Raw genomic sequence first — 13,176 nt, 5'->3', positions numbered from 1 at the left:
GAATGGAGCCGTTAAAGCCATTACGCGATAAAATTGACCGTGTGGATAAAGCGCTATTGGAGCTGTTAGCACAACGGTTGGCATTGGTTGCTCAAGTGGGGGAAGTGAAACATCAATACGGCTTACCCGTTTATGCGCCTGAGCGAGAAGCACAAATGCTCGCCGCACGTCGCCAAGAGGCGGAACAGTGTGGGGTATCACCAGATTTGATTGAGGATATTCTACGTCGCATCATGCGAGAATCTTATCAAAATGAGCATAAAACAGGTTTTAAATGTGTCAATCCCGATATTCGTAAAATTGTCATTGTGGGGGGAGCTGGAAAGCTCGGCGGCTTATTTTCGCGCTATTTGACCCTTTCAGGCTATCACTGTGAACATCTTGAGCGCAACGATTGGGCACATGCGGGTGCGATTTTACAAGATGCTGATGTGGTCATCGTCAGTGTGCCAATTCACGACACGATTGCCGTGATTGAACAGTTACAACCGCACTTGCAAGAGAATATGTTGTTACTTGATTTAACGTCGGTTAAAGCTCGTCCATTGGCGAAAATGTTGGAGGTTCATCAGGGAGCTGTTGTTGGGCTGCACCCGATGTTTGGTCCTGATATTCCAAGTTTTGCTAAGCAAGTTGTGGTGTGCTGTGAAGGACGTAAGCCTGAGCAATATGCGTGGCTTTTAGAGCAAATCCAAATTTGGGGGGCGATCATTTATCATACTGATGCTGCCGCGCACGATAAAAATATGACATATGTGCAAGCATTACGCCATTTCTCCACTTTTGTGAATGGCTTGCATCTTTCGCAGCAGCCAGTGGAATTGGCGCAGTTGCTCGCACTATCGTCGCCGATTTACCGTTTGGAACTGGCGATGATTGGGCGACTCTTTGCTCAAGATGGCGCACTTTATGCTGATATTATTATGGATAAACCTGAAAATCTTGCTGTGATTGAATCATTACAGGCATGTTATCAAGAAACACTGGCATTATTCCAGCAGCAGGATAAACAGGGCTTTATTGAACAATTTAATCAGGTGCGTCATTGGTTTGGTGATTATTCTGAGCAGTTTTTGACAGAAAGTCGGCAATTATTACAACAAGCAAATGATGTGCGAAAAACATAAAATGATTGCGCAAGTGCTTTATACCCTTTAATATTTTAAGGCTCGCTGAACAGTGAGCCTTATTTATTACACGTCTAATGAGTCAAACTATGCCAACATCAACAAAATTTTATTCTCTTTTTTCTAGCGTTTTTCTTTTATTTGCAGGCTATGGATTATTTTTGAACTCCGCTGGTGTGAAATTGGCGGAAATGGGCGTTGGTGAAATCACAATTGGGATTTTGAATGCGGCATTTTTTGTTGGTGCGGCCTCAAGTGCGGTCGCTGCACACCGTATTGTGTCGAGTGTTGGGCATATCCGCTCTTTCAGTGTGTTTGGTGCGTTATTTGCGATTTCAGCACTAGGGCATATTATGCTAGAAAATCTATGGGTGTGGGGAGTATTGAGAATCTCGTTAGGGTTTTGCTATTACAGCTTATTAATGATTATTGAAAGCTGGTTTAGTGAAAAAACCACTGTTAGCACCCGTGGTAAAGTGCTGGCTACTTATAATTTAGTGTTTTATCTCTCGTTTACTCTGGGTATTGCGTTATTGTCGCTCCAATTGAGTAGTAATAATATTTTTATTATGGCGGCAATGTTTGTGGTAATGTCGATGTTGCCTGTTTCGCTTACACGCATTAAAGAACCGCAATTGCCGCCACGTGATCGTATTAGTGTGCCACGTGTGCTGATGATAGCACCGCTTGCATTAGTTGCCAGTTTTATTGGTGGAGTGTTAGTGAATGGCTTTTATACGATGGCATCGGTATTTTTATTGAATTTAAAATTCAGCGTACAACAAATTTCTATTTATTTAATGGTTGCCATGGTGGGGGGATTTGTCAGTCAGCTTCCTATTGCGAGCCTGTCCGACCGCTATGGGCGACGCAATGCCATTTTAGTTTGTGCTTTCTTAGCAACGATGAGTTCTCTACTTGGCATCGTAGCCATTTTTTATGGGGTTGAAAATAGGTGGTTACAGTACGGCGTGGCGTTTTTGCTTGGTGCCAGCTTATTCACGCTCTATGCGTTGAGCATTGCACGAGCCAATGACGTGATTCCGAATGAAATGAGCACCGTTGAAGTGAGTCGTAGCTTATTGTTCGCTTATGGGACGGGCGCACTGATCGCACCGCCATTACTCGGTGTGGTAATGTCACAATTTGTTGATTATGGTTTTTACAGTTTTTACGCCATCTGCTCTGTGATCTTGGTGTGTTATACGCTTAGCCAAAAATCTATTCCAGAAGAAGAGCGAAGTGAATATGTCGTAATGCCAGCTACAGCAACCACGACGATTGCCACAGAACTTGATCCGCGTAACGATGAAGCAACCGATCAACCATTTGATGAAGAACTTATACAAGAATATCAAGAGTGTTTGGAACAGATTGAAACGGACGAAAATATCACTGATCAAACGACAAAAGTGCGGTCAGAATCTGAGAGTCAGGAAAATATCATCTCCCCTAAAATAGATTAATCAAACAAGAGGCTTTTATGCAAACAGATAAACCCATTTCCGTTGTGGCACATACAATTGAAGGCTGGCAGACTTGGTTATTGACAATGTTGCCGAATGTCGTAGCAGCAATTATTGTTTTAGTGTTATTTTATTTTCTCGCACGACTTTTACGCAAGGCAAGTTTAAAAACCTACGAGCGTCTATTTCCTCAAGCTCAACGCATGGGGGCGGTGGTGTCGTTAGTGGTGTTTATTTTTATGTGTTTTTCTGGCGTGATTTTAGCGTTAGATATCCTCAATCTCACCACCTTTATTACGCATTTGCTCGCTGGAGCCGGCATTGTTGGTATTATTGCAGGTTTTGCGTTTAAAGATATCGCATCCAATGCGTTTGCAGGGGCGTTGATCAAAACGCAACGTCCATTCGATATTGGGCATTGGGTGAAAATTGAAAATTATCTTGGCGTTGTCGAGCAAATAGGTTTGGTATCGGTTACCTTGAAAAGTTTGCAAGGGAAAATAGTCTATGTGCCTAACCAGTTGATCTATAATGGTGTTTTTATTAATTATTCTGCCCAAGATCGCCTGAGAGTGGTATTGTCTAGCGGCGTATCTTATGGTGACGATCTTGAGCATGTGAAATCTGTTGCGCTTGACGTGGTCAAGGCATTACCTTGTACAGTCGAACATGAACAAGCCGATTTTTATTTTACTGATATTGGCAGTTCGACCTATAATTTTGAAGTGCGGTTTTGGATTGCATTTTCCCATTATAATGATTATTTGGCAGCACAAAGTGCGGTTATTATGGCATTGAAAAAGCGGTTTGAGCAGGAAAATATCTCCATCGCCTACAACGTGACGACACTTGATTTTGGGGTGAAAGGTGGCGTGAATGTGTTTGATAAACCCTTGATGATAAATGAGAATAAATAAGGATTTTTGTGGCACTGTTAAGTTTAACCCATGCTTATTTGGCATATAGTGATGCGCCATTACTTGATCATACGGATTTGCATATTGAAGCAGGTGAGCGTGTTTGTTTAGTTGGGCGCAATGGCGCAGGCAAATCAACATTAATGAAAGTGTTGGCAGGTGAAACCGCACTTGACGATGGACAGCTGCAATGCGAAAGTGCGGTTGTGGTTGCGCGCCTGCCGCAAGATCCACCCCGCAATGTACAAGGCAGTGTCTTTGACTATGTGGCGGAAGGCATTGCCGATGTGGCGGGTTTATTGAAAAAGCATCACGCCTTGTTACAACAAATTGCACAACATTGCACGGATGCTCTGATGAGCGAGCTTTCCGAGGTGCAAGCAGCGTTGGATCATGCTAACGGCTGGCAATTTGAAAATCGTATAAATGATATATTGCAACGGTTAGAGCTCAACGCTGAAACCGCACTATCGGATCTTTCGGGTGGGTGGCAACGTCGGGCTGCATTAGCACGTGCGTTAGTTTGTCATCCGGACATTTTATTACTGGATGAACCGACTAATCACCTTGATATTGCGTCGATAGCTTGGCTTGAACAATTTTTGTTGGAATTTAACGGCAGCATTGTATTTATTTCTCACGATCGTGCATTTATCCGCAAAATGGCAACGCGTATCGTCGATCTTGATCGCGGTAAATTGACCTCTTATCAGGGGGATTATGACCATTATTTACAGGCAAAAGAAGAGGATCTGCGCATAGAAGCTGAGCAAAATGCGTTATTCGACAAACGTCTTGCACAAGAAGAAGTATGGATTCGTCAAGGTATCAAAGCACGGCGAACCCGCAATGAAGGGCGAGTTCGGGCATTGAAAGCATTACGTCAAGAACGCCGTGAGCGGCGTGAGGTGCTGGGTAATGTCAATATTCAGCTCGACCAAAGCGTACGTTCGGGCAAAATAGTGTTTGAGCTTGATAATATTAGTTATTCGGTTGGTGGACGTGAATTAATCAAGAACTTCTCTGCGACGTTAATGCGAGGGGATAAAATCGCACTAGTTGGACCAAATGGCTGTGGCAAAACAACGTTCATCAAACTTCTGCTGGGTGAGTTGCAACCTCAAACAGGCAAAGTGCGGTCAGGCACAAAATTAGACATAGCTTATTTCGATCAACATCGTGCAGCACTTGATCCTGAAAAAACGGTCATGGACAATGTGGCAGATGGCAAACAAGATGTTGAAGTCAATGGCGTAAAACGCCATGTGTTGGGGTATTTGCAAGATTTTCTCTTTCCGCCAAAACGTGCGATGAGCCCTGTTAAAGCCCTCTCGGGTGGGGAGCGAAACCGTTTGTTATTAGCAAAATTGTTGTTGAAACCAAATAATTTGCTGATTCTCGATGAACCAACGAATGATTTAGATGTTGAAACATTAGAGTTATTAGAAGATATTTTAAGCCAATATCAGGGCACATTGATTATTGTTAGCCACGATCGCCAGTTCATTGATAATACCGCCACCGAGTGCTATTTTTTTGAAGGGAACGGCGTTGTTATGCCTTATATTGGCGGTTATTATGATGCTAAGCAACAGCAAGATAACGCTTTGAGCACCAAAATACGTACAGAGAAAGTTGAAAGTGCGGTTGATGTTACAGACAAAGCGAAACAAAAAAACAAGCAACGGGATCGTGTGCGCAAATTGAGTTTTAAAGAGCAACGAGAATTAGATGAGCTGCCGCAGTTGTTAGAACAACTTGAGCAGGAGATTGATGAATTACAACGAGCAGTCAGCGATCCTGACTTTTTTAATCAAGATCATAAAACCACCAGTGCAATGCTTGAATTGTTAGCCGAGAAAGAGCAGTCGTTGGAGCAGCAGTTGATACGCTGGGAAGAGCTGGAGCGTATTAAAAATGCGTAGGTATTAGGGTAAAAAAGCTGAGGTTAACCTCAGCTTTTTTCTATTGAATATGAATAGTGACATCGTAGTGTGATTTTTTCCCTTTGCGTGCGATAGCACGAGGCTGTAGCACGCGAACTTCGTATTTGCCACTTTTCGGTAAGGTATAGCTTTCGCCTTCGATAAAATCGTCATAGCCATAAAGAACAGCGTTAGCATTTCCTTTGGTATTAACGTTGACAGTTAATTTTTGCCCTTTTTTAGCAGTAAACATATAGCTGTTGTATTGGTAGCCTTTGATCACGCCTTGATAAGTGGCGGCATAAGCCCCTTTTTGGAAATGCACGTTGACACTAGTATGGCTTGTTGCCGCATTCACGGCAGGAGCTAATGCCAGCACAGATGTTGCGGTAATGGCAGCGACTGCCATCGTTTTGAGATGTTGTTTCATCTTTATTCTCCTTTAGGTTATTGTGTTTATTAGAGTGTTTTTTCAGTGAAAAGTTCGCATTTATGTACGAGAGCCTTGCCCTACCACGAGTGAGGCGATCAATTGTAGCAATAATGCGATGATGATTGCGTAAATTGGTAACGTCCAATTTTCACTGATTTGATAGAGATAACCTACCCCAATTGGCCCTACTGAAGCGATTAGATAGCCGACCGTTTGTGCCATACCAGAGAGTGCGGCGGCATGAGCAGCACTTTCTGCCTTCAGTGCAAACAACATGAGACACAAGGTAAAACTGGCGCACCCTCCAATACCTAAAAGTGCGGTTGCCAACCACATTAACGATGTGGGAGCATAGCAAAGTAATAAAAAACCCGCTAAAGTGAATACACAAGCACCCGTCATTAAATAGCGGATATTGATTTTTTCCGCTAATGGTGCCAGTAAAAGTGCGGTTGGAAAGGCGATAAATTGAAAAATGGTGCTGTAATTTCCTGCTTCAACAGAGCTAAAGCCGCGTGCGGCAATCAGTGATGGCAACCAGTTTGCCATTGTGTAAAACATCATTGATTGCAACCCCATATAAATGCTGATTTTCCACGCAAGTGGACTTGTCCAAATATTGCCATGCCAAGGTTGTGTGGTTGGATGGGGGGCATCGGATGTTTGCGTTTTCACTTTTTGACGTAATTGCCACCAAATAATAATCCCAGGAATGACCACCACCGCCCATATGCCAAGGGCGAGTTGCCAGTTCGACCACTGCGCCAGTGGCACAGAGATGCTCGAGGCAATGGCTGACCCAATACTAAATGCGAGCATTTGAAGTGCGGTTAGGCGTTCAACATAGCGTGGGCGGTAGCGGCGAATCATTGAAGAAAGCAGAACATTGCCCATCGCAATGCCACCACAAAATACAAATGTGCCAAATAGCACGGTCCAAATATGATTAAACGCTGAACGTAGCACACATCCCAGTGCAATGCTGATCATGCCCATAATAATCACCTGTTCAGCACCAAAGCGTTTGGCAAGGCGTGCAACAAAAGGCGAGAACATCGCAAATGCCAAAACGGGTAATGTGCCGACCACACCCATCATCGTCGCGCTGGTGTGCAAACTTTTTTGTACGATATCAACCACAGGCCCCATAGCAATAATGGCAGGGCGCAAATTAATCGCTAAGAAAAAGACGGCTAATGCAAAAAAAGGGTTGAAAATTGCCGTTGGGGTTTGTGTGTTGTCATATACTACTCGCTCTTGCTATGTGAGTGACTAACATAGCAATTTATTAGGCATAGTCAATATGTAATGCCAATCTGATTGCGATATTGAATATTAAAGTGCGGTTGGCGGGGTATAGAAATCGCACGCAGCGTAGTATTCAATAGTTTAATCACATGGCGAACAGTGGTATTATTAACTATTAGCAATAAAAGCGAGATAGTAAAGGGACGCTATGTTGCCGCAACAATCATCATCTGAAAAAGTAGATCACACTGTCGTTGTTCGATTAGCGAATTGCCAACAAGAAATAGAACAAGCGCAACGTTTGCGTTATGCCGTTTTTGCCGAAGAAATGGGGGCAAAAGTACAGAGTATAGACGGGCGTGATGTTGACCAATATGACCCATTTTGCCAACATTTGATTGCGATTGATACACAGTTAAATACTGTGGTGGGGTGTTATCGCTTGTTAACGCAGGCAGGAGCAAACGCATTAGGGCAGTGGTATAGCCAAACTGAATTTGATTTACGTAATATTGAGCCGTTATTACCCGATACGGTAGAACTTGGGCGAGCATGTGTTCACAAGGATTATCGCACAGGGACCGTGATGTTAATGCTATGGTCGGGGCTGGTTAAATTTATGCACGATAATCAGTTAAAATATATGATTGGCTGTGGCAGTATGAGTATGCAACATGGCGGCGATAGGGTCGCTAGCCTTTATCGCAAACTTGCTCAGCACTATTTATCGCCTCCACAATGGCGTGTTTTTCCACGCAACCCGATTGATTTAACCCAATTTAATCATGATTTACATGTTGCCACACCGCCGTTGATCAAAGGGTATTTACGGGCAGGAGCTTATATTTGTGGCGAGCCAACATTTGATCCTGATTTTAATACCGCAGATGTGTTGATTTTAATGAGTATTGATCGCCTTGATGAACGCTATTTTAAACATTTAAGCCGAGAGTGATATGCAAAAAATAAGAGCTGTGTGGCGATTACTGTTGGTATTTTATTATCTTATTAGCGGCGTACTACAAATTCTGGTGTTTTTTCCGCGACATACACCAGAGCAGAAATTGCGGCGCATTCAACGCTGGTCACAAAATGTATTAGCCATTTTTAATATTCGCGTGATAGCATTTAATTTGCCTCAAACCAATGAGCAGGGTGGCAGATTAATTGTCGCCAATCATGTCTCGTGGCTTGACATTTTTGCACTGAATAGTGTGTTGCCAGGGCGGTTTATTGCGAAAGAAGATGTGCGAAAATGGCCGATTATTGGTTATTTGGCCGCACAGGCACAAACGATCTTTATTTCTCGCCAACGTGGGAATGCCACAACCCAAAGCAAAGTACAAGGGGTTGCGCAGGCGTTACAGCATCGTGAGCAAGTTGCGCTGTTTCCTGAAGGTACGTCCACAGACGGTACGTCAGTATTAGCATTTAAAAGCAGCTTTTTCCAAGCAGCGATTGATGCGGATGTGCCGATTACGCCATTGCTTGTTTTTTATCCTGCTCATCAGCAAGTGGGGTGTAATCATACCATGGCATATTACGGGGATATTAGCTTATTTCAGTCTATGAAAGCCTTAGCCAAACAGCAAAGTGCGGTTGTAGAGTTGCATTTTTTACCCGAATTGCCAGTATCCGACCAAACCCGACGTGAACTGGCAGACAAAGCACAGCATCAGATTTCTCATGTATTGGCGCAGCGATTACGCCAGCCGAATAGTGCGTAACCGCACTTTATTCATCACGCAAATCAGCAAATTGCCCACGTGTGAGTTTCGCTAAATCGTGGGCGGCAAGGGCAATGTCTAATCCCCGTTTTCCGCCAGAGATATAGATGTGTTCCCAGTGTTTAGCACTCTCATCAATCCATGTGGGTAAGGCTTTTTTCTGTGCAAGCGGGCTGATGCCTCCAACTAAATAGCCACTGGTTTTTTGTGCCATATCAAGCGGTGCAAGATCAACTTTTTTCACACCGAGAGCTTTTGCGGCTTTTTTTAAACTTAATTGATGTGATACTGGTAGCACCATCACGCCAATCGGTTTGCTTTCGCCACTGGCGGACACCATCAGTGTTTTAAACGTTTGATCAAGGCTTATGCCGAGTTTTTCTGCGGCTTCCTCACCGAAATGGGTGTTGGTGGGATCGTGATCGTAGGGATGCAAGCTAAATGCCACAGCGTGTTTTTTTAATAATTGGATAGCAGGGGTCATATAACCTCCATAAATTTTTTAAGACTTAGCCCATAGAATTGCGTAAAATAGCGCATGATGTCAATAAAAAAGTCAACGTGCAGTTGCACAGTTAGGGGAAATTATGCCAGAAATGATGAATGTGGTGATTGCAGCGGAATTTGCGCTAGCTGAAAAAGTAATTGAAGCATTAGAACACAGTGACTTGCCTGTGGAAAATGTAGTCGCGGCGGATATTATACCGTTTGGTGATGAACAAGGGGTGCGTTTCAATAATCGGGCTGTGGCACAAAAAGCGATGGATGACATTGCATGGAGTGAAGTGCGGTATTTCTTTTTTGCGGGCAATATTGAACATGCACAAGCGGTTCATCAGGCGGCACAAAATGGATGTGTTGTTGTGGATTTATTAGGCATATTTGCCAGTTTGCATGATGTGCCATTGGTGGTGCCGAGTGTGAATGAGGCGCAGCTTGAGCAATTACGCAATCACAATATTGTTTCTTTGCCCGACCCTCAAATTAGCCAACTTATTTTGGCCATTGCACCACTCTTAGAAAGTGCGGTGTCGAATGTGGTTGTCAGCTCACTATTGCCTGCGTCCTATGTTAATGAAGAGCAAGTGCGCCGCCTCGCTGGACAGACAGCAAAACTGCTTAATGGAATTGGGCTTGATGAAGATGAGCCACGTTTGGCATTTAATGTTGCCCCATTTACAGCATCGCACTTTAGTCAAGCTCGCTTATTGCAACAATTTCGGAAAGTGTTACCTGCAGAAGTTGAACTGACACTTCACCCGATTCAAAGTGCGGTTTTCTACGGGCTTGCTCAACATGTGAGTGTGTGGGGCGAGTACCAAATGCCTTTGGATAATCTATTGTTGCAGTGGCAACAAAATGATTTGGTTACTGTGTATGAAAAAGAGGTGTTAACCCCTGTAAAAGCGGGGGAATTAGAGCCTACATTACATATTAGTGCGATTGAAGAGCAGGAAAATGGCGTTACATTTTTCTCAGTTGCAGATGATCAAACCTTTTCGATTGCAACGTTGGGGATAAAATTGGCACAGTTGTGTCATGATTATGGTTATTAAAATACCAAGAGAAAACCGCACGTTGAAAGTGCGGTTTTTTGTGCATGATTAACGATAAGGTTGATCTAATGGCATTTCAGGATCGGGTTGATGGGTGATGCGATTACGCAAGTCACGACGAATAATTTCAATGGTCCAGAACCAGAAAATATGCCCAACCAATTCGGAGATATGCTCATACCATGGCCAATCAAGTACAGGTGGCGTCAATCCTAAGAGTGGGAAGGTAATGTAATGCACACAAATATTGGCGATAAGACCCGCTCCAATACCTTGCCAGAATTTAATTTTAGGGAATACTTCAGCCACAAGGCAGTAGCCGATAGCGAACACTAAAGAGAAGATGATATGCGTTACGCCAATCCAGTTAAATGCTTGATCAGCAAATGTGAATGCCGCATCAATAGGGTTAATTCCTAAATAATCCCGCAAAAATACATGTGGAGGGTTTAGAAATGCACGAGAACAGACCTCCAATGCTTGCGATGGATCTTGACATGCTGCCACAAAAAGATCAATTGGACTACGCGGTGGGAATGGATGTTCAGCTCCCCATTTTACGAAAGCGGAAATTAATCCAGCGATAATGCCGACAAAAATGGCAACGCCATAACGGCGGCGATTCGGGTTAGTTTGTTGAAAAATAGACATAAAAAATCCCAAAATAAGTTAGTAAAAATAATTATTTTATAACCTAAAATAATTAGGCGACCTATTTTGGGATGATTTGACAATAAAAGCAATCTATTTATGTAAAAAAATTACTTTTTACTGTCGTCACATTTATTGGCATTGTTGCATTTGCCATAGAGATAGAGGCTGTGATTTTCTAGCTCAATGCCAAATTTTTCACTGATTTCACGTTGACGTTTTTCAATGAGATCATCACTAAACTCAATAACTTTACCACAATCTGTGCAAATAATATGGTCATGGTGGCTAACAGGAGCTAGCTCAAATACGGATTTATTGCCTTCAAAATTATGACGCGTTAGGATATTTGCTTCGTCAAACTGATTTAATACACGATAGACTGTAGCAAGTCCGATTTCTTCACCTTCTTCAAGCAACATTTTATAGATGTCTTCCGCAGAAAAATGCTGTAATTCCGTGTTGGTTGTTGCTTGCATTAACGCCAAAATTTTCAACCGAGGCTCAGTGACTTTGAGCCCTGCTTTCTTGAGTAATTGAATATTTTGTTCAGACATATTTCCTCTCTATAAAAGGCAATGTTTGCCTTATTTGCTTGCCACATAAATTCCTTATATTTTATGTGGAATATTTATCAATTGCAAATGATAATCGTTAGGCTAATTCGCCTAAATACATTTCATCAAAAATTTGCTTGCACCATTTTTCAATACGTTGCTCTGTCAGCTCAGGCTGGCGATCTTCATCAATACAAAGCCCCACAAATGTTTCTGAATCCACTAACGCTTGAGACACTTCAAAATGATAACCTTCCGTTGGCCAATGTCCCACAATTGTTGCGCCATGTGGCTCAATAATGTTGCGTACTGTTCCCATTGCATCACAGAAGTATTCTGCATAGTCTTCTTGGTCGCCACAGCCGAAAATTCCCACGATTTTATCTGTAAAATCAATTTCTTCTAATGTAGGGAAAAAATCATCCCAATCGGCTTGTGCTTCACCGTAATACCATGTCGGGATGCCAATAAGAATGAAATCATAGGCTTCAATGTCTTCTTTTGTACTTTTCGCGATGTCACGAATATCAACGAGATTGTCACCTAATTGTTTTTGAATCATTTTTGCGACGCTTTCAGTATTGCCTGTGTCGCTGCCGTAGAATAAACCGACTACTGCCATGTTAATTACCCTATTTTGTTTTTGTTCTTTCTGTATGGAAATTGTGGCATTTACCGTTCTTTTTAAGTGAGAATGATAAGCCGTTGGAAATGTGCGAACTATACCACACTTTTCAAAAAAGTTAAATTATGACCATCACACCAGAAATGTCTGAATGGCATTAATGACCGCACTTGGCTTTTCTGCATGTAGCCAGTGGGCGGCATTTTCAATGGTCACAATATGCGCATCACTAAATTGTGCGTGAATGGCACTTAGATAGCTGTCTGCCACATAATTTGAATGCCCGCCGCGAATAAATAGGGTTGGGATATTAATATGCACCGTTTGCCATCCCATAATATGGTTATAATTTTGGTAAAGTGCGGTTAGGTTAAACAAAAATCGTTCAGGTGAAGCTGCATCAAACGATTTGAGCATAAATTGTTGCACGCCTTCTGCGAGAATATGGCGTTGTAAAATAGGCTTCGCTTCTTGACGAGTGCTCGGTTTGGCTTTCTGCACTTCAAATAAGGCATGAAATACATCATCATGCCCATTATTGCCATATGCAACGGGCGCAATATCAAGTACCACGAGTTTATTTACACGCGTACCGAGTTTATCTGCCACCGCCATTGCGGTTTTTCCGCCCATTGAATGCCCGATAGGGATAATATTTTCAATGTGCAAATGATCAAGCAGGGCAATGACATCCTGTGCCATCAGCTCATAATTCATTTCGCTACGATGAAATGAATGTCCGTGGTTACGCAGATCAATTTTTAACACAGGATAGTCCTGTGCAAAAGCACGGGCGATGACGCCAAGATTGTTTAAATCACCAAACAAGCCGTGTAATAGCACAATTGTGGGTGTTGTGCTTGCCGTTTTTTGTGCATTTTGCCATTGGTAATGGAGAAATTGTGTATTTTGTGACATTTGTATTTGTTAAATCGTAGTTAAAA

At 42.7% G+C, this 13,176-nt stretch carries 14 protein-coding genes; 7 read left to right on the top strand and 7 right to left on the bottom strand.

Annotated elements, in window-relative coordinates; translation table 11 throughout:
- The first annotated feature begins 2 nt into the window (after positions 1 to 2).
- From tyrA to HPC40_RS01515, 4 genes are all read left to right on the top strand, one after another.
- Positions 3 to 1,127 carry a bifunctional chorismate mutase/prephenate dehydrogenase gene (tyrA, locus tag HPC40_RS01530; RefSeq protein ID WP_208117722.1) on the top strand — a complete coding sequence of 375 codons (1,125 nt, stop codon included), beginning with the start codon at positions 3 to 5 and terminating at the stop codon, positions 1,125 to 1,127.
- An 89-nt stretch (positions 1,128 to 1,216) separates the two neighbouring features.
- Entirely contained in the window at positions 1,217 to 2,593 is a 1,377-nt protein-coding gene (locus tag HPC40_RS01525) for an MFS transporter (protein WP_208117721.1), read from the top strand.
- Positions 2,594 to 2,610: 17 nt separating this feature from the next.
- Positions 2,611 to 3,510 carry a mechanosensitive ion channel family protein gene (locus tag HPC40_RS01520; protein WP_208117720.1) on the top strand — a complete coding sequence of 300 codons (900 nt, stop codon included), beginning with the start codon at positions 2,611 to 2,613 and terminating at the stop codon, positions 3,508 to 3,510.
- Positions 3,511 to 3,518: 8 nt separating this feature from the next.
- Positions 3,519 to 5,435: an ABC transporter ATP-binding protein gene (locus HPC40_RS01515; protein ID WP_208117719.1), complete on the top strand. Its 1,917-nt coding sequence runs from the start codon at positions 3,519 to 3,521 to the stop codon at positions 5,433 to 5,435.
- Positions 5,436 to 5,475: 40 nt separating this feature from the next.
- On the opposite strand, the gene HPC40_RS01510 is transcribed toward HPC40_RS01515, so the two are convergent.
- Complete coding sequence (locus HPC40_RS01510; RefSeq protein ID WP_208117718.1) at positions 5,476 to 5,865, bottom strand: hypothetical protein; 390 nt, start codon at positions 5,863 to 5,865, stop codon at positions 5,476 to 5,478.
- A gap of 60 nt (positions 5,866 to 5,925) precedes the next feature.
- Positions 5,926 to 7,044 carry a CynX/NimT family MFS transporter gene (locus HPC40_RS01505; protein WP_328805295.1) on the bottom strand — a complete coding sequence of 373 codons (1,119 nt, stop codon included), beginning with the start codon at positions 7,042 to 7,044 and terminating at the stop codon, positions 5,926 to 5,928.
- A gap of 280 nt (positions 7,045 to 7,324) precedes the next feature.
- On the opposite strand from HPC40_RS01505, the gene HPC40_RS01500 reads away from it, so the two are divergent.
- The gene (locus HPC40_RS01500; protein ID WP_208117716.1) at positions 7,325 to 8,071 is read left to right on the top strand and encodes a GNAT family N-acetyltransferase; all 747 of its coding nucleotides are present in this window, start codon (positions 7,325 to 7,327) and stop codon (positions 8,069 to 8,071) included.
- A gap of 1 nt (position 8,072) precedes the next feature.
- Positions 8,073 to 8,843 (top strand): lysophospholipid acyltransferase family protein, encoded by a 771-nt coding sequence (locus HPC40_RS01495; RefSeq protein WP_208117715.1) that lies wholly within the window; start codon positions 8,073 to 8,075, stop codon positions 8,841 to 8,843.
- Positions 8,844 to 8,850: 7 nt separating this feature from the next.
- On the opposite strand, the gene ybaK is transcribed toward HPC40_RS01495, so the two are convergent.
- A complete protein-coding gene (gene ybaK / locus HPC40_RS01490) occupies positions 8,851 to 9,327 on the bottom strand; it encodes a Cys-tRNA(Pro) deacylase (protein WP_208117714.1) in 477 nt (158 codons plus the stop codon).
- A 103-nt stretch (positions 9,328 to 9,430) separates the two neighbouring features.
- Between ybaK and HPC40_RS01485 the strand changes: the two genes are divergently transcribed.
- Positions 9,431 to 10,399, top strand: coding sequence for an oxidoreductase (locus HPC40_RS01485; RefSeq protein ID WP_208117713.1), 969 nt, complete (start codon positions 9,431 to 9,433; stop codon positions 10,397 to 10,399).
- Positions 10,400 to 10,447: 48 nt separating this feature from the next.
- Here the strand turns inward: HPC40_RS01485 and HPC40_RS01480 are convergent, their stop codons facing one another.
- From HPC40_RS01480 to HPC40_RS01465, 4 genes are all read right to left on the bottom strand, one after another.
- On the bottom strand, positions 10,448 to 11,050 hold the full coding sequence (locus HPC40_RS01480) for a YagU family protein (RefSeq protein ID WP_208117712.1): 603 nt from the start codon (positions 11,048 to 11,050) through the stop codon (positions 10,448 to 10,450).
- Between the two features lie 110 nt (positions 11,051 to 11,160).
- On the bottom strand, positions 11,161 to 11,607 hold the full coding sequence (gene fur, locus HPC40_RS01475; RefSeq protein WP_208117711.1) for a ferric iron uptake transcriptional regulator: 447 nt from the start codon (positions 11,605 to 11,607) through the stop codon (positions 11,161 to 11,163).
- Positions 11,608 to 11,704: 97 nt separating this feature from the next.
- Positions 11,705 to 12,229 (bottom strand): flavodoxin FldA, encoded by a 525-nt coding sequence (gene fldA, locus HPC40_RS01470; protein ID WP_208117710.1) that lies wholly within the window; start codon positions 12,227 to 12,229, stop codon positions 11,705 to 11,707.
- Positions 12,230 to 12,364: 135 nt separating this feature from the next.
- Positions 12,365 to 13,150 (bottom strand): alpha/beta fold hydrolase, encoded by a 786-nt coding sequence (locus tag HPC40_RS01465; protein WP_208117709.1) that lies wholly within the window; start codon positions 13,148 to 13,150, stop codon positions 12,365 to 12,367.
- Between the last annotated feature and the right edge of the window lie 26 nt (positions 13,151 to 13,176).

It is taken from the genome of Spirabiliibacterium falconis (assembly GCF_014885015.1).
GTDB classification, from domain to species: domain Bacteria; phylum Pseudomonadota; class Gammaproteobacteria; order Enterobacterales; family Pasteurellaceae; genus Spirabiliibacterium; species Spirabiliibacterium falconis.
Note: the sequence above shows the minus strand (reverse complement) of the source record. Positions and strands in the feature narration are given on the sequence as shown.